This is a genomic window from Ensifer sp. R-19, from assembly GCF_049905105.1.
Classification (GTDB): domain Bacteria; phylum Pseudomonadota; class Alphaproteobacteria; order Rhizobiales; family Rhizobiaceae; genus Ensifer.
Map to the genome: position 1 here is coordinate 289181 of NZ_CP184571.1, position 21660 is coordinate 310840.

Annotated in this window: 23 protein-coding genes; 18 read left to right on the forward strand and 5 right to left on the reverse strand. The window is 60.3% G+C overall.

Translation table 11 applies throughout. The annotated features are described in order from the left end of the window. The first annotated feature begins 24 nt into the window (after nt 1-24). The 12 genes from ACN9MO_RS31795 (at nt 25) to ACN9MO_RS31850 (ending at nt 10838) form a co-directional block, all read left to right on the forward strand. A complete protein-coding gene (locus tag ACN9MO_RS31795) occupies nt 25-765 on the forward strand; it encodes an SDR family NAD(P)-dependent oxidoreductase (protein WP_057250330.1) in 741 nt (246 codons plus the stop codon). Between the two features lie 198 nt (nt 766-963). Further along, nucleotides 964-2016 carry an ABC transporter substrate-binding protein gene (locus ACN9MO_RS31800; RefSeq protein ID WP_082615817.1) on the forward strand — a complete coding sequence of 351 codons (1053 nt, stop codon included), beginning with the start codon at nt 964-966 and terminating at the stop codon, nt 2014-2016. Nucleotides 2017-2105: 89 nt separating this feature from the next. Then, nucleotides 2106-3185: an ABC transporter ATP-binding protein gene (locus ACN9MO_RS31805; RefSeq protein WP_057250327.1), complete on the forward strand. Its 1080-nt coding sequence runs from the start codon at nt 2106-2108 to the stop codon at nt 3183-3185. Further along, the gene (locus ACN9MO_RS31810; RefSeq protein WP_113133702.1) at nt 3182-4360 is read left to right on the forward strand and encodes an ABC transporter permease; all 1179 of its coding nucleotides are present in this window, start codon (nt 3182-3184) and stop codon (nt 4358-4360) included. Before ACN9MO_RS31805 ends, ACN9MO_RS31810 begins: the two co-directional genes overlap by 4 nt. A 2-nt stretch (nt 4361-4362) precedes the next feature. Beyond that, entirely contained in the window at nt 4363-5145 is a 783-nt protein-coding gene (locus ACN9MO_RS31815; protein WP_057250323.1) for an ABC transporter permease, read from the forward strand. A 100-nt stretch (nt 5146-5245) separates the two neighbouring features. Then, nucleotides 5246-5548, forward strand: coding sequence for a hypothetical protein (locus tag ACN9MO_RS31820; protein WP_057250321.1), 303 nt, complete (start codon nt 5246-5248; stop codon nt 5546-5548). After that, on the forward strand, nt 5545-5991 hold the full coding sequence (locus ACN9MO_RS31825; RefSeq protein WP_113133703.1) for a type II toxin-antitoxin system VapC family toxin: 447 nt from the start codon (nt 5545-5547) through the stop codon (nt 5989-5991). Before ACN9MO_RS31820 ends, ACN9MO_RS31825 begins: the two co-directional genes overlap by 4 nt. Before the next feature lie 273 nt (nt 5992-6264). After that, nucleotides 6265-7602 (forward strand): type II toxin-antitoxin system HipA family toxin, encoded by a 1338-nt coding sequence (locus ACN9MO_RS31830; protein WP_113480225.1) that lies wholly within the window; start codon nt 6265-6267, stop codon nt 7600-7602. 5 nt (nt 7603-7607) lie between these two features. Continuing rightward, nucleotides 7608-7895 (forward strand): helix-turn-helix domain-containing protein, encoded by a 288-nt coding sequence (locus ACN9MO_RS31835; RefSeq protein WP_113480224.1) that lies wholly within the window; start codon nt 7608-7610, stop codon nt 7893-7895. Between the two features lie 386 nt (nt 7896-8281). Further along, on the forward strand, nt 8282-8743 hold the full coding sequence (locus ACN9MO_RS31840; RefSeq protein ID WP_113480223.1) for a mobile mystery protein A: 462 nt from the start codon (nt 8282-8284) through the stop codon (nt 8741-8743). Next, nucleotides 8740-9336 carry a mobile mystery protein B gene (locus tag ACN9MO_RS31845; protein ID WP_057251500.1) on the forward strand — a complete coding sequence of 199 codons (597 nt, stop codon included), beginning with the start codon at nt 8740-8742 and terminating at the stop codon, nt 9334-9336. The genes ACN9MO_RS31840 and ACN9MO_RS31845 overlap by 4 nt, the downstream gene beginning before the upstream one ends. 647 nt (nt 9337-9983) lie before the next feature. Then, on the forward strand, nt 9984-10838 hold the full coding sequence (locus ACN9MO_RS31850) for a DUF932 domain-containing protein (protein WP_112997289.1): 855 nt from the start codon (nt 9984-9986) through the stop codon (nt 10836-10838). Between the two features lie 395 nt (nt 10839-11233). Here ACN9MO_RS31850 and ACN9MO_RS31855 read toward each other — a convergent pair whose 3' ends face one another. After that, nucleotides 11234-11413 (reverse strand): hypothetical protein, encoded by a 180-nt coding sequence (locus ACN9MO_RS31855; RefSeq protein WP_112997027.1) that lies wholly within the window; start codon nt 11411-11413, stop codon nt 11234-11236. A 425-nt stretch (nt 11414-11838) separates the two neighbouring features. On the opposite strand from ACN9MO_RS31855, the gene ACN9MO_RS31860 reads away from it, so the two are divergent. Further along, entirely contained in the window at nt 11839-12150 is a 312-nt protein-coding gene (locus ACN9MO_RS31860) for a DUF736 domain-containing protein (RefSeq protein WP_057251497.1), read from the forward strand. Between the two features lie 110 nt (nt 12151-12260). Here ACN9MO_RS31860 and ACN9MO_RS31865 read toward each other — a convergent pair whose 3' ends face one another. The 4 genes from ACN9MO_RS31865 to traC are packed head-to-tail and all read right to left on the reverse strand — an operon-like array spanning nt 12261 to nt 15017. Continuing rightward, complete coding sequence (locus tag ACN9MO_RS31865) at nt 12261-12593, reverse strand: WGR domain-containing protein (RefSeq protein ID WP_192496179.1); 333 nt, start codon at nt 12591-12593, stop codon at nt 12261-12263. A 25-nt stretch (nt 12594-12618) separates the two neighbouring features. Beyond that, nucleotides 12619-14541, reverse strand: a complete 1923-nt coding sequence (traG, locus tag ACN9MO_RS31870) for a Ti-type conjugative transfer system protein TraG (protein WP_113479951.1) — start codon at nt 14539-14541, stop codon at nt 12619-12621. Further along, nucleotides 14528-14743, reverse strand: coding sequence for a conjugal transfer protein TraD (gene traD, locus ACN9MO_RS31875; protein WP_057251495.1), 216 nt, complete (start codon nt 14741-14743; stop codon nt 14528-14530). Before traD ends, traG begins: the two co-directional genes overlap by 14 nt. Nucleotides 14744-14747: 4 nt before the next feature. Then, entirely contained in the window at nt 14748-15017 is a 270-nt protein-coding gene (gene traC / locus ACN9MO_RS31880) for a conjugal transfer protein TraC (RefSeq protein WP_057251494.1), read from the reverse strand. Between the two features lie 249 nt (nt 15018-15266). On the opposite strand from traC, the gene traA reads away from it, so the two are divergent. The 5 genes from traA (at nt 15267) to ACN9MO_RS31905 (ending at nt 21453) form a co-directional block, all read left to right on the forward strand. After that, nucleotides 15267-18572 carry a Ti-type conjugative transfer relaxase TraA gene (traA, locus tag ACN9MO_RS31885; protein WP_113479952.1) on the forward strand — a complete coding sequence of 1102 codons (3306 nt, stop codon included), beginning with the start codon at nt 15267-15269 and terminating at the stop codon, nt 18570-18572. A 59-nt stretch (nt 18573-18631) separates the two neighbouring features. Further along, nucleotides 18632-19135 (forward strand): conjugative transfer signal peptidase TraF, encoded by a 504-nt coding sequence (traF, locus tag ACN9MO_RS31890; protein ID WP_244495630.1) that lies wholly within the window; start codon nt 18632-18634, stop codon nt 19133-19135. Continuing rightward, the gene (locus ACN9MO_RS31895) at nt 19125-20288 is read left to right on the forward strand and encodes a conjugal transfer protein TraB (RefSeq protein ID WP_113479953.1); all 1164 of its coding nucleotides are present in this window, start codon (nt 19125-19127) and stop codon (nt 20286-20288) included. The genes traF and ACN9MO_RS31895 overlap by 11 nt, the downstream gene beginning before the upstream one ends. Before the next feature lie 12 nt (nt 20289-20300). Then, nucleotides 20301-20924, forward strand: a complete 624-nt coding sequence (locus ACN9MO_RS31900) for a conjugal transfer protein TraH (protein WP_057251490.1) — start codon at nt 20301-20303, stop codon at nt 20922-20924. A gap of 250 nt (nt 20925-21174) precedes the next feature. Next, nucleotides 21175-21453 carry an HU family DNA-binding protein gene (locus ACN9MO_RS31905; protein WP_057251489.1) on the forward strand — a complete coding sequence of 93 codons (279 nt, stop codon included), beginning with the start codon at nt 21175-21177 and terminating at the stop codon, nt 21451-21453. Nucleotides 21454-21660: the final 207 nt, after the last annotated feature.

A 21660-nucleotide genomic window follows, 5' to 3' on the forward strand; every position in this document is an offset into this window, starting at 1 on the left:
CAAGCATCAAGAGGGAGCGCTCGCATGACCGAAGAATGCCGCTACATGTTGCTTACGGGAGCGAGCCGCGGGATCGGGCATGCGACGGTCAAGCTCTTCCAATCGAAGGGCTGGCGCATTCTCACCGTATCCCGCCAGTCCTTTTCCGAGGAATGCGCCTGGCCGTCCGCCCGCGAGAGCCATATCCAGGCGGACCTTGCGGATCTCACGCAGATTGACCGCCTGGCAGCGACCGTGCGCGAGCGCCTGCCGAACGGTCAGCTGCACGCGCTCGTCAACAATGCCGGCATTTCTCCGAAGGGGCCGGGCAAGAGCCGCCTCGGTGTGCTGGATACGGATGCCGATGTCTGGACGCAGGTGCTCAACGTCAATCTTGTCTCGACCGCTTTGATCGCCCGCGCGCTCATGCCGGAACTGGAAGCGGCGAAGGGCTCGATCGTCAATGTTACGTCCATCGCCGGCTCTCGCGTTCACCCTTTCGCAGGCGTTGCCTATGCGGCGTCCAAGGCGGCGCTTGCCTCACTGACCCGCGAAATGGCGCACGAATTCGGCCAACGCGGCGTAAGGGCGAATGCCATCGCGCCGGGCGAGATCGAAACGTCGATCCTGTCGCCCGGAACGGATGAACTGGTGGCGGCGGAAGTGCCGATGCGACGGCTGGGCGAACCGCGCGAAGTCGCGGAGACTATCTATTTCCTCTGCACCGAGCCGTCGTCCTACATCAACGGCGCGGAAATCCACATCAACGGAGGGCAGCACGTCTGACAACGGTCAAAACCGGGAGAACCCCGTTGACCGGCAATGACCAGAACGCATCCATCGGTCGAAACGCCCAGGGGAGAAAGGGCGCGAAGGCCGGTGAGGCCGCAGCCACCGCCGCAAACAGGACGGGGTCAACGGTCTGCATGGGATCGTCATCGGAGCCGCAGAGGCTCTTTCACAAACGAAGAAAAGGGGAATGCCATGAAGACAATCTTTAAGTCGGGTGTCCTGGCGGCGGCGGCCGTCGTTCTGTCGGCGGGTCTTGTTGCGCCGGTTTTCGCGCGAGATCTCACAGTCGTTTCATGGGGCGGAAACTATCAGGATGCCCAGCGCAACATCTACTTCAAACCGTTCTCCGAAAAGATCGGCAAGCCGGTACTCGACGAAGCCTGGGACGGCGGCATCGGCGTCATCCAGTCGAAGGTGAAGGCCGGCGCACCGAACTGGGATGCCGTGCAGGTGGAGGCCGAAGAACTGGCGCTCGGCTGTGCTGACGGCCTCTATGAAAAGATCGACTGGGACAAGATGGGCGGGAAGGACAAATTCCTAGATTCCGCCGTCAATGACTGCGGTGTCGGCGCCATTGTCTGGTCCACGGCCATCGCCTATGACGGCGATAAGCTGAAGGAAGGCCCGACTTCCTGGGCGGACTTCTGGAACGTCGAAAAGTTCCCCGGTAAGCGCTCGCTGCGCAAGGGCCCAAAATACACGCTGGAATTCGCGCTGCTCGCCGATGGTGTCTCCAAGGATGAGATCTATGACGTTCTCGGCACGGAGGAGGGGGTCGCCCGCGCCTTCAAGAAGCTCGACGAATTGAAGCCTAACATCGTCTGGTGGGAATCCGGCGCACAGCCGTTGCAGTTTCTCGCATCGGGTGAAGTCGCCATGACTTCGGCCTATAACGGCCGCATCACCGGCATCAATCGGTCGGAAGGCAAGAACTTCAAGGTTGTCTTCCCCGGCAGCATTTATGCCGTCGATAGCTGGGTGGTGTTGAAGGATGCGGAGAACAAGGATGCTGCGCAGGACTTCATCGCTTTTGCGAGCCTGCCGGAAAACCAGGCGAAGCTGCCGGAATTCGTGGCATACGGTCTGCCGAACAAGGAGGCTGCGTCCAAAGTGCCGGCGGATTTCTCCAAGGACCTGCCAACCGATTCTGCCAACATGACGGATGCCATCCCGCTCAATGTCGACTTCTGGATCGACAATGCCGAAACGCTGACGCAGCGTTTCAACGCCTGGCTCGCCCAGTAAGAACATCCGTGGTGAGGGGCGCTCCGGCGGGGCGCCCTTTCCTGCATGGCCGGGTGCGTTTCTTAAGGACGCAGCCTTCGCCTTTAGCGATGGAGTCTTCCGTGGCCGAATTCATTCGATTTGACCGCATCACGAAATTCTACGGCCCGCTCTGCGTGGTCGAAAATCTCGATCTCGGCATCGGGAAGGGTGAGTTCGTCAGCCTGCTCGGCCCGTCCGGCTCGGGCAAGACGACGCTTCTGATGATGCTTGCTGGCTTCGAGCAGCCGACCGCGGGCGAAATCCTGCTCGACGGAACTTCCATCAATGCGGTGCCCACCTACAAGCGGGACATGGGTGTAGTCTTCCAGAGCTACGCGCTCTTCCCGCATATGTCAGTCGGCGACAACATCGCTTTTCCGCTCCAGATGCGGGGCATTGGCAAGGCGGGGATCGATGAGCGCGTCAAGCGTGCACTCGACATGGTGCAGCTTTCGACCCTTTCCGACCGGCGCCCTTCGCAGCTCTCCGGTGGCCAGCAGCAGCGCGTGGCTCTTGCCCGGGCGCTCGTCTTCGAACCGCGTGTCGTGCTGATGGACGAGCCACTCGGCGCGCTTGACAAGCAACTGCGCGAGCAGATGCAGCTCGACATTCGCGATCTGCACCGCCGCCTCGGCCTAACGATCGTTTTCGTTACGCATGACCAGTCCGAAGCGCTTACGATGTCGGATCGCGTCGCCGTCTTCAACAAGGGCAAGATCGAACAAATCGGTACACCCCGCCAGGTCTACGACGAACCGGCGACGCGCTTCGTCGCCGAATTCATCGGCGAGACCAATCTCGTCGAAGGTGTCGTGGAAACCGTGCAAGGCGCGGAAGCAACCGTGCGTCTTCCTTCCGGGGCGCAAATCGTGTCGGCGGTTTCCGGCAGCATCGCTTCCGGCCAATCCGTCTTTCTCTCCATCCGTCCGGAACGGGTTGATCTCAGCGAGACGCGGAGTGAGGGGCGAAACGTCTTGGAAACGGAAGTTACGGATTCCGTTTATCAGGGCGATCATTTGCGCGTGCAATTGCACAACGCCACTCACCCATTGATCGCCAAGCTCGGCAGAAGGTCGCGCGAGTTTCCGCCGGGCACCAAAGTCTTCGCGGCGTTTTCGGCCGGCGATTGCCGGGTCATTGCGCCATGAGTGCAGCCTCCTCCCGCACTGGACGATCGCTGCTTCTTCTAGCGCCGCTGCTTTTCTTCCTCATCGGCTTCTTCGTCTGGCCGCTCTTCAGCATGATGTCGCAGTCCGTGTCGGACCCGGCCGTGCTGCGGCTGTTGCCACGCAGCGCCGAGGTTCTGGCCGATTGGGACCGCAACTCCCCACCCACCATTCCCATGCAGACGGCACTGATGAAAGACCTGAAAGCCGTCAACGACGATCAGGCGCTAGGCGACATGGTGCGGCGCCTCAACAGCGCCCGCTCGGGTTTTCGCACGCTGATGGGGAAGACGACGAGTGCATTGAAGGAAACGGCCAACCCGCCCGTCGACCTCGTTTCCATCGACAAACGCTGGGAAAAGCCGGAATTCTGGCTGGCAATCGCAGATGCACTCTCGCCCTATACCGACCGCAACCTGCTCGCCGCCGTCGATCTGGGCCGCAATGCGGCTGGTGATATCGAGCATCTGCCGCCCGACCAATCCGTCAACGGCGTGATCCTCATGCGCACCTTCTGGATCGCCGCGCTTGTCACCTTCGCCTGCGTTTGTATCGGCTTTCCCTATGCCATCATTGCCGCCTCGCTCGACGGCTGGAAGCGGGATCTGATGCTTGGCGCCGTACTGTTGCCGCTGTGGACGTCGCTTCTGGTGCGCACCGCGGCCTGGTTCATCCTGTTGCAGGAGCAGGGTCTCATCAACGATCTCTTGCGCGCCATCGGCCTCATCGATGCGCCGCTGGCACTGATCTTCAACCGGACCGGTGTCATCATCGCCATGACCCATGTGCTATTGCCGTTCATGGTGCTGCCGATCTATTCCGTTCTCATCACCGTCCCCAAGAACCTGATGCCGGCCGCCGCCTCGCTCGGCGCGCACCCGCTGCGCGCCTTCCTGCGTGTGCTGCTGCCGCTCAGTCTCAGGGGTGTGGCATCCGGCGCTCTGCTCGTCTTCATCTCGGCGATCGGCTACTACATCACGCCGGCGCTGATCGGCGGACCGAGCGACCAGATGATCTCCTCGATCATCGCCTTTTACGCCACGGGGTCGGCGAACTGGGGCATGGCAGGTGCACTCGGGGTCGTACTGCTCGTCGCGACACTACTGCTCTACAGCGTCTACGCGCGGCTCTCCAGCGACGAAGTTGGGGGGCGCTGACCATGCCGATGAAAGTTGCCAAAGCCACCTTCGCCATGCTGACGATCATCTTCCTCGTCGCGCCACTCATTGCCATCCTGCCGCTCGCCTTCACCTCGAGCGTGATCCTTACCTATCCAATCCCGTCGTGGTCCCTGCGCTGGTTCGAGGAACTCTTCTTCGCGGACGCCTGGCGACGGGCAATCTTCAACAGCCTGATCATCGGCACGGGCACGACGTTGCTCGCAACCGCTCTTGGCACGGCCGCGTCGCTGGGCCTGCGCAACCGCCTCCTTTTCTTTCGCGGCTCGATGCGCACACTCTTCCTGCTGCCCATGGTGGTGCCGGCCGTCGTGCTGGGTGTCGGCATGCAAGTGCTGCTTGCGGGCTTTGGCCTCACCAACAGTTACATCGGCGTGATCATTGCCCACACAGTCGTGGCGGTGCCCTTTGTGGTGGTGAGCGTCACCGGTGCGCTGGCCGGCATCGACGAACGCGTCGAGCTTGCGGCCCAGAGCCTCGGAGCTTCGCCGGCCACGGTGTTCCGCCGTATCACCCTGCCACTCGCCATGCCGGGCGTACTCTCTGGCGCTGTGCTCGCCTTTGCGACGTCGTTGGACGAAGTCGTCCTCACGCTCTTCGTCGCAGGCCCGAACCAGCGGACGTTGGCACGGCAGATGTTTTCCAGCATCCGTGAAAATATCAGCCCTGCAATCGCGGCAGCGGCATTTCTCTTCATCGCAGGAACGGTCTTGATCGGCCTCGTTGTCGTTGTGTCGCGGTCGATCATGGCGGAGCGGCGCTAAATCGTTCAAGGCCGTAGTGAATGGCCTGCACCATCGCTGACATCCCTTGCTTGCAAGGCCGATATCGGATATATATCCTGATATAGCCCCGAGGCTGGCCGTGAGCAATTCCGCACAGAAGAGAGCGATCCAGAATTACCGCGCGCGCTTGACGCAGCGCGGCTACAAGCGCTTCGAGGTCATGGCGCTGGAATCCGACCGCGAGCTGATCCGATCCCTTGCACGGCAACTGGCCGAGGAGGGACCTGAAGCGGACCAGGCGAGGCAGGCAGTGAAGGCCCTCGTTGCAGGTGAACCGCCGAAAGTCGGTGGTATCCTGTCGGCGCTCCGACGCTCGCCACTTGTCGGCGCTGATCTCGACCTGTCTCGTCCGCGCGAGGAAGGCCGCAAGGTCGATCTGTGACACGTTATCTCCTCGAAACGAACATCATCAGCTATATCGTCAAGCCGCAACCTTCGGAACTGCTGCTCGCTTGGTGGGCTGAGCAGCGCGACGAAGATCTGTTCGTCGCCTCGCTGACAATTGCCGAAATTCGACGCGGCATTCTGGAAAAGCCCCGCGGCAAGAAGCGGGACGTGCTTGATGCCTGGTTCTCTGGGCCGGAAGGCCCGCAGGAATTGTTCGCTAATCGTATCCTTCCGTTCGACGACAAGGCAGCCCTGATCTGGGCGCGATTGATGGCCGAAGGCAAAGCCACAGGTCGTCCGCGCAGCGCGCTTGACATGATCATCGCTGCCGTCGCGGGGGCCAATGATTGTGTGGTGGTCACGGACAACGAAAAGGACTTCAAGGGGCTCCAGATCGTCAACCCTTTGCGACTTGGAGCCGGAGGGGAAGAGAAATGACGGCGACTGCGCCTGGTCCGACAGAATGCGCTCGTCGCAGGACAGCCCGCGGACGCGCCGTTTGCTTGGTGATGAAATGCGCGCCCGTCATCCAGGTGAGATGACGGAAGGGATTTTTCAATCGTTCGCAAGCGGAAATGGTAGTTCAGCAATCATGCGGCGTTCGAAGTCAGTTCCATAATATAGATTACGCGATTTTTGCCACTATTGCCCCTTTTAGGGGGTTGATAAGTTCGAATTTCGACGGTAATGATCCCATCAAAGGGGTCGACAATGAAACGAACGCTGCAGATCCACTTCGACGGCGAATGGCACGACGCGGCAGCTCTTGAGCTGAAAGACGACGATGCCGGCTACGTCGGTAGTTCGGTCGTCGACTACGATCTCGACTACTTTCTCGCCACGGCCGCGCAGGGTTTCGCCGCGGGTCAGACGGTCTGCGATCACCGCGCATTGTCTGTTCGCTATCCGATTGACCTTGAAAATCGGTACAGCCGTCACTGGCCAGCTTTCCTCCTGGATCTCATGCCACAAGGCCATGCACGGCGAAAGTTGGCTGAGCATATGGGGCTCGACGAAGTGGCTCGTTCATCGGATCTATCTTTGCTCCTCCGAGCCGCAACGGGCGGAATTGGCAACATCCGCATCAAGGAAGCGGCAGAGGCGGAGTCCGCTCGATTGAGCGGCTTGCAGCGCCAGGGCGTAACGGAGGCGGATATCCTGGGGCGATCGGACCGCTTCATGGAAGTTGCCGACCGTTTCGCAATGTTGGCTTCCGGTTCTAGTGGACTGCAGGGTGAGTGGCCAAAAGTGTCAATGACCCAGGCGAAGAACGGGCTCTTTTATCCCGACAGCATCGTGACCGACGACGAGGCCCTACGGCACGTCATCGTCAAGCTTGTTCGTGGCCCTGAAGCAGTTGACCGCACCATACTTGAAGGCGAAGCGATCTATTCGCGCATTGCCTTGGAACTTGGTCTCAAAGTCAAAGAACCGTCGATTTACGCTGACGGTGTGCTGATCATCCCTCGCTTTGACCGGAGCCTTAGCGCGAATGGGAAGACGATCCGGCTCGGACAGGAAAGCCTCGTTTCGGCGCTCGGTGTTGCAGAGTTCGGTCACATCGGCACACATGAGGCCTACATCGAGCTACTGAAACGACATTCCGATGACCCGATTGCCGACATTGCAGAATATTTGAAACGCGATATCGCCAACCTCGCGCTCGGCAATCCCGATAATCACGGTCGTAACTCCGCGTTGAGCAAGTACCCCAACGGAAAGATCCGACTGTCACCACTCTTTGACTTTGCTCCCATGCGGTTGGCGAAAGAGGGTGTTGTGCGATCTACCCGTTGGGCCTCCATGCGTGACGGCGGCCTGGACCATTCTCCTGACTGGAAACGGATTTGTGCTGAGGTCTGGCCGGACCGCGATGTTCAGACGAAGCTGATGTCAGAGCTGCAGGCTTTCGCACAGCGCCTCAGACTGGTGCCGAGCCATGCGAAAAAGTTGGGAGCGCCGGACGTCATCATCGAACGAGCCATGATGCGCTGCAGCGAGATCGCTGACGGTGTTGATGACGCGTTCTCTAAACCGGAAGGAGCCTGATCAAAGTGGCACGGTGGAAAAAGCCGACGAAAGAGCAGGTTTCGGTGATGCGCCAGGATCTTGCAGAACAGGCGCGACGCGGCGGCTTGCATTTGCCGGATGCTGTGGTGGATATGCGCAAAAGCATAGGCCTCACGCAGCAGGAGTTTGCCAACACCCTCGGCCTTACTCGTAGACAGGTCGCGGAAATCGAAGCGGGCATTGCTAACCCGACATTGGAGACGTTGGACAAGATTGGCCGGCTGTTTGGCTTCGCAGTGGGTTTCGTGCCGAAGCGACGGCAGGATCCTTAATCAAAGTTCTCGCTCGACGTGTTGCATCCGTTCTGGAGGTTACCGGATCGGTTGGCCGAGATCCTGTGCAAACGCGAGCAGCGCTATGTCTGAAGCTCAACGGCGATTGGCGTCAGCAGGCTGATGGCATGAACTCCGATGCGCTGAGTGCCTAGGCCCCCAGCGCGAGCGTAAACTCTCTGCTCCAAATCAGAGTGAGAGCTTGCAATCATCCACGCAGGTGATCAGGGGCAGACTCCAGGCTAATTTCCGCACACGATCAACAGACTGCAGGCTGATGCGTTAATTGATAAAATCATACTGTAGCGTGAATAGTGCATGTTGATAATCAGCCTGCATGCTGATAAAACTTGTTGTACGATCAGCTCACAGTCTGAAGAACGTGGATGAAAAGCGATAGTCGCAAAAGGGGGCGCCTGCGCCTCGATGAAAGACTTCGGCCGCTCCAACCAATCGATCGGTTCAAGGCGCCGCCGAAAGGATGGGTGCGTGCACTGCGTGACGCGCTCGGGATGACGGGTGCCCAGCTCGGCGCGCGCATTGGGGTGCGACCCCAAACCGTAGAAGCCATAGAGAAGTCGGAAGCTGCAGGCACGATCCAACTCAAAACCTTGCGTCGCGCAGCTGAGGCGCTGGATTGCACGCTCGTTTACGCACTTGTTCCCAACAGTTCACTTGAGGCTCTCATCGAGGCGCGCGCAAGGAAGATCGCGACGCGGGAGCTTCACCGCGTCGCGCACACGATGCGGCTCGAAGCTCAGGGCACGGACGAAGCTGATTTCGAATCCCGTGTCCAGGCATACATTCGCGACAGGCTCTCCGAACGCGACCTCTGGAACGAGACATGACGGACCTGTTTCAGGAGCCTGAGGACGCAACACCCCTGGAACCAAATGAGCGCGAGGGGCTCCTTCAGACATGGATCACGCACCGTCGTGATCTCAACGAGGCAGAGCGGGAGAACATTGTCGAAGGTGCGGCCTGGGCGCGTGGTCGTCGACGCGTATCGCTTGAGCGACTGCTCAGCGAGGATTTCATGCGAACACTGCACAAGCGGATGCTTGGCGACGTCTGGGAATGGGCCGGCGTCTTCCGAACGACGGAGCGCAACATCGGCGTTCAACCCTACCGCATCGGAATGGAGCTGGCGGGCCTGTTAAGCGACGTCCACTATTGGATTGGGCATCAGACATTTCCGGCGGATGAGATTGCGATCAGGTTTCACCATCGCCTGGTTGCCATCCATCCATTTCCCAACGGAAATGGTCGTCACGCTCGCTTGGTAGCCGATCTTCTGATCGAGCGCCTTGGCGGCGAACATTTCAGCTGGGGTGGCGGGACGCTGGCCGATGTCGGCGAGCTTCGCACCCGTTACATGGCGGCACTTCGTGCAGCCGACAACCATGATATCGCACCGCTGCTGCTATTCGCGCGCACCTGACAAATGTCGCCACTGGTCATGGGTAGGGCTTGGGCCCTAGCCGACATAGATTGCGGAAATCGAAGCGGGCACTGCCAATCACCGGAGACACCGGAGAGGATCGGCCGGCTGTTCCTGGTTCACGCCCAGTGCGTTGTCGGAAAACCCAAATACTGCCGTCGGCGGCATCCTCCAGCATGCCGTTCGTCTAATTTAAAGTGATGCGGCGTCCAATTTTGAACCAAAGAACACCAATGCGGCAGATGCCTTTGCAACACCCGTGCTCAAAGTAGCCTACCGGAACGCTTCGGACGGGGGCAGTCGGTCCCGCTTCCCTTCGGGCCACTATGTTGAAGCTCCTGCGGCGGCCCTTTTTCCGCCTTCGCGTAACGCGAATTCCCGCTTTCCCGCGAGGACGCGGCGCTATGCTGAAAGCTCCGATACGCTTCTTTGTGAAATGACCGAGCCTATCGGATCGGTTGAAGGGGGCCGAGGGACTTTGCCCCTTCTCTCCCCCAAACAGTCTTCCGCCCACCTTCCTTCGCTGCGCTTCCGTGCAGGCGGTTCCCCGCGAAGACTGCTTTCCCCCTCCGTCCCCACCGCTCGCGCGGCCCCGGGAAGCAGGACGCGGCCCTGCTTCGCGGTCCAAGGGAAAAGGAGATCTAAGTATGAGCATCTACGCCAAAACCGCCCGTTTCGACACGGGTCGCGCGCTCTCCGAGGATGAGATGCGCACCATTGCGCCTTCGATATTCGCGACTTCGGCACACGAAAGCCGCTCCGAGCGCTTCATGCCAATCCCGACAATCGAAATCCTGCGTGGGCTGATGAAGGAGGGCTTCGCGCCGGTCGGAGCGCGCCAGTCAGTCAGCCGCACGGAAGGAAAGGCCAACTTTACCAAGCACCTTATCCGTCTTCGTCGCCTCGATGACGGAAATGTCTACAAAGTGGGTGACACCGTCTGCGAAATTCTCCTCAAAAACGCAAATGATGGAACGAGTGCCTATGAGTTGCTCGCGGGGCTATTCCGAGTTTGCTGCCTCAATTCACTCGTGGCCCACACCGGAACGATTGACGCGATCAAAGTCCGGCACTCCGGAGATGTTCAAGGCAAGGTGATCGAAGGAACCTATCGCGTGCTCGCGGAGGCCGAACGAGCTCTGGCAGCGCCCCAAGACTGGTCGAGCTTCACAATGGGGCGGGATGCAAAGGAGGTGTTGGCGGAGGCGGCGCATCTGCTTCGCTTTGGTGACGCCGACGGCGCTGTGACGACACCGATCAAGCCAGAACAGCTGCTTGTGCCCCGTCGCCAGGAGGATCGCGCTGATGACCTTTGGACCGTATGGAATGTCGTTCAAGAAAACAGCATCAAAGGTGGGTTGCGCGGTGTGGGCCGCGATGAAACTGGCAGGCCGCGCAGATCAACGTCACGCCCGATCAATGGCATCGATCAGGATATCAAGCTCAACAAGGCTCTTTGGCTTGTAGGGGAACGCATGGCCAGATTGCTGCGCAACCGATGATGGTTTCAATCGCCTCGCGTCCAGAACAGTCTGGATACGAGGCGATCTTCGACGGCAACTTCTTGAGGGGCGCCCCAAAGCCCCGCCCCTCAAACACCCCTGCCCGCCCGAAAATTTATCCACATCCGTGCAAGCCGATGGTAATCGTCGCGTCGCGCGAAAACGGTTTTTCTTTCATTGCAGTAGGGTTTGCCTATCTTGTGGACGACCGGTGGAAAGACGGGGGATATTTAGTGCGTCCCCGCCGCAATCTTGTGCCCGCCCCAAGTTGACCTAGAGTGTTTGAGCGGTCGATCGAAACCGCGAGTGTAGCAACTATCAGATTGGGGCTGGCGTCGTCGCCGGCCCCTTTCCAACCTACATTCGGTTCGAACAACGATGCGACCGGCGTTGGGTTAACGTTGCTCGCCGACCTTAGCCGGAGCAGCCGCCTCCTGTCCGGTCCGTGTCGTTTCAAGCAGCTCGTCGCTCGCCCTGAGATCTAACTTTCCCCAGATCGACGTTTTCCGCGTGCCGGACTTCGGATTGCGCGACTGTTTAATCTCGACGATGAATGACGTTGTCTGCTGGCGCATGGTTCCCCCAGGTGACGAATCCCAATCGAACGATCGTGCGCTAGCCCATTGGCAACTCTGCCTTGATCGAGGATGGAGATGCGGTGCGAGCGGGCCGGTACAGAGACGAAGTCCGCAGGATGGTCCTGTTTCACCTACCTTGCCAGGGCAATGTTCTCTCTTGCTGCGGCAGCGTCCTGCGCGGGCTCGATGGGCGTGTCTGACCGGAAAGCGGCTGGAGCCTCGATCGTCCTCCCGCAACGGCATCCGCAGTTTTCTTACCCCTGGCGGCTCAAGCCGCCATTCCTCGCCATCGAACAAAACTGCTCCTTGCCGCCCTCCATTTCATTTTGGCCCTATGGGTGCGGTCCGATCGTCCCCGGTCCTTTCGACAGCCATCGAGGCCGCGAAGGGCGCGGCCCGAAACACGAGAAAGGAACTTCGACATGGCAACCATTGGCACTTTCACCTCCACCGACAACGGCTTCAACGGGTCGATCCGTACGCTGACCCTCAACGTCAAGGCTCGCATCGCACGGATCGAACACCCCTCCGACAAAGGTCCTCACTTCCGCATCTATGCCGGCAACGTCGAATTCGGTGCGGCCTGGCAGAAGAGCTCCGAACAGACTGGCCGCGACTACCTCTCGGTCAAGCTCGACGACCCGAGCTTCCCCGCTCCAATCTACGCGACGCTTGCGGAAGTCGAAGGCGAAGACGGCTACCAGCTGATCTGGTCTCGCTCCAACAGGGACTGAGGCAACTGGGCCCCGCCTCCAGGCGGGGCCACCTCTCGTGGTTCGCCCAAGCGATTACGACCACCGTTCGCGGCCGCATCGGTTCTCACTGCGTTCGGCGAACTTCGTCGTCACTTCGAGGGGCGTTTTACCGCTGGCCGATATCCCCGGGTGCGCTTCTTCCTGAGAACGTCGAGAAACAACGCGACCGCCTCTTGCTCGTTGTCGAAATGATGGACCATCGATTGGCCTCTTTGACCGATCCTTCCCCAGCGCCGCGTCAGGCAGGCCTCTCCAAATAGCGTCCGATCGATCGACAGCGCATAGAACCGGGCCATGTTCCTGTTTGCGTCGGTTCGTTCGACATAGAGATGGTAGGGCTGACTGAGCATGGGAGTACCATCGCCGATGCCCGGATTCCCGTCCAACGAGTGTTTTGAATCGATCCGGCCTGATCGATTCATGATTGTGATGGATCGTCGGGAAAAATCAGGTGGTTGTCGGCGGAGTGCGAAATCTGTTTTGCTTGACGCAGCCTCGCATGTCGGCGCGCCTGAACCATATGGCGCGACCGCATCTCAAAGGCGCGTTTCCCGCCGTAAACACGATCTGCTCGTCAGCGCGCATTCGCAGCACTTCGTCCGGTTGGATGAGCGGCCGCGCCGCAATCTGCTTCGAGCGCGTACGTGACGACCCCCGCGATTGGAAACTGCGGCTCAGCTGATCGACTTCGACGGTCGTCGCGCCGCAGCGCCTTGAAACGTACTCGGCCGTTTCAGGATCGTTGATGGCGGCAAACGAGATCCAGCTCGCACTCTCGAACCATTTGCTCGTGGCGTCGCGGCCGCCGAAGGTCTCGCGCATCTGGCCGATCGACTGAAAGATCAGCGTGAGTGATATCCCGTACTTGCGGCCGGTGTCGCGTGCCGTCTCAAGAATGCGCAGGTAACCGAGGCGGGCCACCTCGTCGAGGAGGAACAGAGCCAGATCGCCGCCGAAGCGATTGCGATTGTAAATCGCGTTCACGAAGGATCCGATGATGACGCGAGCAAGGCCTGGATGCATTTCCAGTGTCTTCAGATCGATATTGATGAAGACGTCCAGCGATCCGTTCAAGAGCTGTTCCGTCGAAAAACTCTTAGCTGAGACCAGGCCTGCATAGTTTTCATAGGAGAGCCAATGCGTTTCCTTCACCGCGTTGGCGTAGACGCCGGAAAAGGTCTCCGGTGTCATGTTGACGAATGCAGCGACGTTTTCTCTCACGAAGTCCGAGCTCGAGTTCGCGTGAATTGCCTGCAGGCGTTCGCGCAGCTTCGGTTCCGGTTCCGCAAGGTTCTTGCGAACCTGCCTGAGCGTCTGGTCTTCGTTGCGCGTGTGACCAGACAAGCAGACATCGGCAATGAGTGCGGTCAGCAACTGCAGCCCGGATGCCCTGAAGAAATCGTCGCGCACCCCGATCGCGCGACCGCTGTCGCTCATGATCCAGGAGGCAACCGCGCTGATATCCTCCTCCTTGGTTCCGCCATACCGGCCGATCCAGTCGAGTGCATTGAACCCCGCCTTGGGTTTCTTCGGGTCGAGTGTCCGAACGTCCCGGCCGGCGGCTTTGCGATGATCGACCACCATTGGCGCCACTTCATTGGAAGGGTCGAGGACGACGAGCGTGCTTCCCCATTTGAGCGCTGTCGGTACCGTTACCGAGGTCGTCTTGAAGCCGCCTGAACCAGCAAAGACGAGACCGTGCGACGAGCCGAAAGAGCCATCGAAGCACAAAAGCTGCGACCGACCGGCCGCACCCCAGGTCTCAGGCTTGTCTGCTCTAAACGGTATGGCCGCGACGCTGTCTTCATCGACCCGGTAGCCCTCGCCAATCACGATCCCCGCCGCCTCCGGAAAGAGCCTTTTTGCGTGTGAAAGCTTCATCCAGTTGGCTTCACCGTAGATCGCGCGCATGCCACGAACGCGCCTCGGCTTGGTACTTGCGAAGGCAGCGTTTCCGATCATCGCGACCCGCAATCCGAACCCTGACGATGTAAGTGCTGCGACCGCGCCAATGAGCGCCGACGGTTCAATGGGTATCATCTGGAACTGCAAAGGCAGGAATGGGTCTTGGTCGGTAGTGTGATGGTACCCGTCGATGAGCGCGAGCACGCAAGAAACCAGCCCTCCCCCGAATGCGCCCCATCCCGCGAAGCGGATGTTGGCGGATCCAGCGGCGGTAAACAGGAAGACGATGCCGGTGATCGCGGCGAGAACATAGGGCAACGCGGCACCTGCTCGGGCGAATAGCGCGCGCTGAGGTTCCGTCCTGCCGAACCCCACGAGCCAGTCCTCCGCCCCTGTCGTGGCGATTGAGGTTAGCACCATCAGAGTGACAGGCGCCGCCGCGAGCGCGATCCTACCCCCGCCCATTGCGAAAGGCCTCCGCGCCGATTGCTGTCAGGCGTGGACGCTCGCCTTCGTCGCGCTGCAGCCGCTCGCCAAGTTCGATCAATGCGCCGAGCAGCAGTGCGCGCGTCTCGTAACGCAAGCCCGCTTTGACGATGAGGCCGCCCAGTTCGATCTTTTCCCGGGCATCTTTTCGCCGGGCATCGGATTTGATCGCGCGTGCCATCCGCTCAAGCCCCGTCAGTGCGGCTCTCAGCCGCGCCAGCGTCGAGCGGCGGGGTCGCCTTGTTTCTTGCTGCCGTTGTTGCCCCGTTGTCGCGAAAGCGTGCCGCCAGTTTCTCGAAGGCGGCCTGGAGATCGGTCTCGTCGAGCTCGATCTCTCCGAGGCCCGCCTTCAAGGCAATACGACCGATCCGTTCGGCTTCGCGGGTTTCGGCCTGTCGCAATTGTTCCTGGAGTTTTGCGATCTCCTCTCGAATTCTCGAAGAAGGCTTTTTCATTCCGATTGTCCTTTCGTGCCGTGTTTCGAACGGCACGAGATTTCCCTGGATGGGTCGGCCCATCCAGGGACAAAACTGTCCGTTGGCACCGCCAACGCCTTTGACGATTATCCCGGCCGTTCCGAAGGAGCGGCATCCAAGGGCGCAATTATACGTCGCTGGCGCGACGTCCTGATTTGCGATCTCGGCAATCTTATCCCTCCTCTCGAAACGCGTTGATTTCGCTTGCGATCAGGAGTGTCTGTCGAAATGGCCGTCCCTCATTTCTCCGTCAGCATCGTCGCCCGCGGCGCGGGCCGCAGCGCCGTGATGTCGGCCGCCTATCGCCACTGCGCGAAGATGGACTTCGAACGCGAGGCCCGCGCTGTCGATTATCGCGCCAAGCAAGGGCTGCTGCATGAAGAGTTCGTGGTACCCGCAGATGCGCCAGCCTGGCTTTCCTCCTTGATCGCCGATCGCTCTGTGTCAGGCGCATCGGAGGCCTTCTGGAACAGGGTCGAAGTGTTCGAAAAGCGCTCCGATGCTCAGCTGGCCAAGGATGTCACGATCGCCTTGCCGATCGAACTTACAGCGGACCAGAACATCGCACTTATGCGCGAATTCGTCGCGAGCCACATCCTTTCCAGAGGCATGGTCGCTGATTGGGTTTATCATGATGCACCAGGCAACCCGCATGTTCACCTGATGACGACGCTGCGGCCGCTTACGGCCGAAGGGTTCGGAGCCAAGAAGGTACAGGTGTTGTCGCCGGACGGCCGGCCTTTGCGCAACGATGCCGGTAAAATTGTCTATGAACTGTGGGCCGGCGGCGCCGACGATTTCAACGTCTTTCGAGACGGTTGGTTCGAGTGCCAGAACAGGCATCTGGCACTTGCGGGCCTCGACATCCGCGTGGACGGGCGTTCCTACAATAGTCAAGGGATCGAGGCGGAGCCGACGATCCATGTCGGCGTCGGCGCCAAGGCGATCGAGCGGAAGTCAGCCGCATCGGAAAAGCAGCTTTTGCTGGACCGCCTCGAACTTCAGGAGGTTCGACGCCGAGAAAATGCGGGTCGCATCGTGCGCCGCCCGGAGATCGTCCTTGAAATGATCGCCCGCGAAAAGAGCGTCTTCGATGAGCGGGACGTCGCCAAGATACTTCATCGCTACATCGACGATGCGGGGCTCTTCCGATCGTTGGTGTCGCGCATCCTGCAAGACCCTCGGGCTTTGCGCCTGACCGGGGAGCGTATCGACTTTGAGACGGGGGTGCGTACCCCGGAACGGTACACGACCAGGGAGCTTATCCGGCTCGAAGCGGAGATGGTGAACCGCGCTTCCTGGCTTGCAAGGCGAGCGTCGCATGGCGTGCGGCGCGGGGTTCTGGATACGGCTTTTTATCGCAGCCCTGAACTTTCTGATGAGCAGAAGGCAGCGATCGAACGTCTGACCGAAAATGCCTCTCTTGCTGCAGTCGTTGGCCGCGCCGGCGCCGGCAAGACAACAATGATGAAAGCCGCTCGCGAGGTCTGGCAGGCGGCGGGGTATCGCGTTGTCGGCGGGGCTCTCGCTGGCAAGGCGGCCGAGGGACTGGAGAAGGAGGCGGGCATCGCCTCGCGCACGCTTTCGTCGTGGGAGCGGCGTTGGGCACAAGGTATCGACCGTCTCGACGACAGAACAGTGTTTGTCCTCGACGAGGCCGGCATGGTCTCGTCGAGGCAAATGGCGTACTTCGTCGAAGTCATCGTGAAGACCGGCGCGAAACTTGTTCTCGTCGGCGATCCCGAACAGCTTCAGCCGATCGAGGCCGGTGCCGCATTTCGCGCGATCGTCGACCGGGTCGGCTATGCCGAACTCCAAACCATCTATCGCCAGCGCACACCGTGGATGCGCAGCGCTTCGCTCGATCTGGCGCGGGGCAGGATTGGCGAGGCGGTGGATGCGTATCGCGCCAATCGCAAGATAATCAGTGCGGAGCTCAAATCTGAAGCTGTCGAACGCCTCATCACCGATTGGGACAGTGAGTATCTCCCGACAAAGACCAGTCTGATCCTCGCGCACCTGCGCCGAGATGTGCGCATGCTCAATGCGCTTGCTCGCGCGAGACTCGTCGAACGCGGCGTTGTCGGCCAAGGGGTTGCGTTCAAGACAGCAGACGGAAATCGCGATTTTTCCGCCGGCGATCAGATCGTGTTCCTGAGGAACGAGGCCAGCCTCGGCGTCAAGAACGGTATGCTTGGTCGCGTGGTAGAGGCGGCTCCTGGCCGCCTCATCGCAACCATCGGCGAAGGGACACATCGGCACAACATTACCGTCGAGCAGCGCTTCTACAACAATGTCGACCACGGATACGCGACGACGATCCACAAGTCGCAGGGCGCTACCGTCGATCGGGCGAAGGTGCTGGCTTCCCTGTCACTCGATCGCCATCTCACCTATGTCGCCATGACACGCCATCGCGACGAACTCGCCGTCTATTACGGCCGCCGCTCCTTCGCAAAGTCAGGTGGCCTGGTGGCGATCCTGTCACGTCGCAACGCCAAGGAAACGACGCTCGATTACGGGACGGGACCTCTCTATCGCCAGGCCCTGCGGTTTGCAGAGGCACGCGGCTTTCACCTGATGAGCGTTGCCCGCAGGATCGTTCGCGACCGGCTTCATTGGATTATCCGGCAAAAGCAAACGCTCACGGACCTGGGCGCGCGACTGGCCGGTGTCGCTTCCTCAATCGGGCTCGCGCGGGGCAAGCTTGAGTACGCGGCCTCGGTGTTCGTCGTTCAAGGACCCATGGTTTCCGCGACTACGGTTTTTGCGAGATCTGTCGAGCAAGCGGTTGAGGATAGGCTCGCGTCGGACGTGGGCTTGAGAGAGAGATGGCAAGACGTCTCGACACGCTTCCAGCTCGTCTACGCCGAGCCGGAGGTCGCGTTTGCGGCCGCCAAGGTCGATGCCATGCTGAAAGATGCGTCGCTCGCTGCGACCGTCCTGCAAAAGCTCGCCAGCGAGCCTCAGCGTTTCGGCGCGCTCAACGGCAGGACCGGAATGTTTGCGGGCCGATCCGACAAGCACGATCGCGACACGGCACTTCTCAATGTGCCGGCGCTCGCTCGAAACCTCGCGGATTTTATTCACGCACGCACTGAGGCCGAACGCATTTATGTAGCGGAGGAAAATGCCCTTCGTTCGAAATTGGCGATCGAGATCCCAGCTCTCTCTCCGGCGGCCAAGCGGTCGCTCGAACACATGCGCGAAGCGCTCGACCGGCATGATCCGGCACGCCTTGAACGCACATCGCTCGACCCGTCAGTCAGAACAGAACTGGAGCGATTTTCAACGGCGGTTAGCCAAAGGTTCGGCGAGCGCACCTTCCTCGGGGTTGTTGCCAAGGTGCCGGATGGCGAGATCTTTGCGTCCGTCACCGCGGGTATGACCCCTCAACAGAAGACTGAAGTGCGACTGGCCTGGGACCTGATGCGGACGATCCAGGAGCTTTCTGCGCGTGATCGCCTCGCCGAGGGCCTGAAACTGTCTGAAACGCACCGCCAATCGCAAACGAAAGGGCTCGGCCTCAAGTGACAAACGTCTCCCCTCGTTCAGGAACAACGCGCCAATGGCGTCAAAGACCGATCCTGGTGATGTTGGCCGGATTGCTGCCATCGCTCACCATTCTCTTTTACGGTTTGGCTTGCGGCTATCGGCTCAACTGGACGCCAAGCCAATCGCTCGGTCTTTGGCGCATCCGTCCGCTCACAGGTGCGGTCGCGACTGGTGACCTCGTCTTTGTTTGCCCGCCTGACGCCCCCCGGTTTCGCGAGGCGCTCTTGCGCGGCTATCTCAGGGGCGGCCTTTGCCCTGGCGGATACGGTCCGCTCATAAAGACGGTGATCGCGCTTGAAGGAGAAGGCTTTGAGATCGGTCGCGTCCTTCGGATTGACGGCCGCGTGATCGAACACAGCGATGTTCGAAGCAGCGATGGTCGTGGCCGCCCGCTTTCGTCTTTTAAGAGCGGAATTGTGCCGGCCGGCCACGTGTTCCTCCATTCCCGTTTTTCCGCTTCCTGGGACTCCCGGTACTTCGGTCCGGTACCTGCAGACGGAGTTCTCGGTTTGGCTGAGGCGGTGCTGACCTATGCGCCCTGATCTCATGCTAACTGGAGTGCTGGCGATTGCTGCCATTCTGGCCGGATGGATCGGTTGGAGCGGAAATGTGCTGCTGTTGCCGGCGTCTTGTGCGTTCGCTCTGATCTGGTCGAGGGCGCCGAACAGGATGGCGGTCGTGCTCGTCTCCGCCGGGTATTTTATGGCGGCATCGCGAGGGCTTCCGCATGGAGTTTCACACTTCTATTCAACGGGCGTCTGGGCGGGCCTCTTCTTCTGGCTCGTAGCGTCCGTGAGCTTCGTCCTGGTTCATCTGGCGGCCTGGAGCAAGCGCCAGGCCCGAAGGCCGCTTGGCTTTCTTGTTGCGATGCTGGTGATGGCGGTTCCACCCCTCGGGATAACCGGTTGGGCACATCCGGTCACCGCCTCGGGCGTTCTGTTTCCAGGCTGGGGATGGTGGGGATTGGCGGCCATGACAGCCGGGCTCATGGGCCTCGCAACCCGCATGGGACCGGCTGTCGCCGTTGCTTTGACAGGCTTTTGGCTTTGGTCCGCCGCTATCTGGACCAATCCAACGGTACCGTTCTCATGGCGTGGCGTCGACCTCGAAATGGGGTCGTCGCTTGGCCGCGACGCATCTCTAGGGCGGCAGCGTGACCTGATCGCAACGGTTCATGAGGCCGCAGACCAAGGCGCACGCGTCATCGTTCTCCCGGAGAGTGCTCTGGGGTTCTGGACGCCGACGCTCTCGACATTGTGGAGGGATAGTCTGCAAGAAAGCGCGGTCACCGTCATTGCCGGCGCCGCGGTGCTCGATCCTGCAGGATACGACAACGTGCTCCTCATGATCGATGGCGGCGGCAGTGACATCCTCTACCGGGAGCGGATGCCTGTTCCGGTCTCCATGTGGCGTCCCTGGGGCCCATGGTTCGGTGAACACGGTGGTGCGCGTGCGCATTTCTTTGCCAACCCCGTTGCCGAGGTGGGCGGTCGCCGGATTGCTCCGCTGATTTGCTATGAGCAGTTGCTCGTCTGGCCGGTTCTTCAGTCGATGCTGGAAGGGCCCGACATCATGGTCGCCGTTGGGAACGGCTGGTGGACGGCAGGCAGTTCCATCGTAGATATCCAACGCGCCAGCGTGGCCGCATGGGCCCGACTGTTCGGCACACCGCTCGTGATTTCCTTCAACACGTGATCTGGATCAATCATGCTTGAGGCGCTCCTGATCGAGAAATGCGCAGATCCGTCGCTTGAGGCAAATGTGGTCGATGCCTTCGTCAACGCGGTTGGCGACGGCGATCCACTGGCTGTGACGGTCAAGGTCGGTCGGAAGACGATCCTGGTGGAAAAGGCAGCGACCCCCGATGAGGCGCTCGCAATCGCCCGCCGGTATGTCGGGCAGGCGACCGTGCGGGTTGGAGTGACTTCGTACCCCGCTCACCTTGGGATCGAGAGTGGCATGGAATTGAGCCCTGCCCTCTTCGATGCCTGCGAGAACCTTCGCATGGGGACAGCCATGTTCGCAAAAGTCATGCGGATCGTCGCCGCGTGGTATGGCAGCAACGCGAGCAAGGAAGCGCTACCCTATGTCCTGTCCGACAGCCTCAATGCGTGGGTTTCGGGTGAGTTCGAAGGGAAGGATGTATTCCGGGCGCAGGACCCAGGCGGACGGATGTTCCTGCAAGGGGTCACCGCCGAGGGGCAATCTTCTACGGATGAAGCGCCATTGCCGGTGCGTGGCGAGGTCGAGGCTGATGACGTTACTTCTGCCGGCATGCGGGTGGATATCTCGCGCACCGGTGTGAACGCAGCGGGCGAGCCGGTTAGATAGGCCGATCACCTAAGTTGAGCCTGCAAGGGATGCGATCCGAAATCCGATCGCCTTGGCGAGGATGTTCTACGAGCTGTGATGCTCGCGCGATCATTGACCTGAATTCCGATATCCGACCCCCGCAAGTGGTCGCCGATGAGCACAAACTGTGGAAGATCGCCTGTCGAGGGGGCGCGAGCAACGAAATCCGGTGACATCGCTCGCGCTCACGGGGAGGATCGTTTCCGTCAAAAAACAAGGAGGAACAGCTTTGACGACAACGAATGAAATCGCTGAAAAGCTATCGAGCGAACACGGTTTGACAAAGGTTCAAAGCAAAGCCGTTGTCGAGGCGGTGCTTGCAGCGATCACTGCCGCGTCGGTCTCCGGCAACGAGACGTCACTGCCCGGCTTCGGAAAATTCAAGGTGAAGGCCACGCCGGAACGCGAGGCCCGAAACCCCGCAACGGGAGCGACGATCAAGGTTTCCGCCGCCAGGAAGGTGACCTTTGTGCCAGCAAAGGCCTTGAAGGATGCGCTGAACAGCTAGGAAAAATGGCCCCGCACCCCGGCGCGGGGCCATTCAAGGTCGTGACCGTGGCACACACCAGCCAAGCGAACGAATAACGTCTGTTTGCTCAGCGGTGCTTTTCGTCGATCGATCCGCAGCGCAAAACATGCGCCAATTTGGCGATCCATGGTCTGCAGGTATTTCTACCCTGCCGACCAGCCGTTTCGGTTAACTCTTTGCAAACCA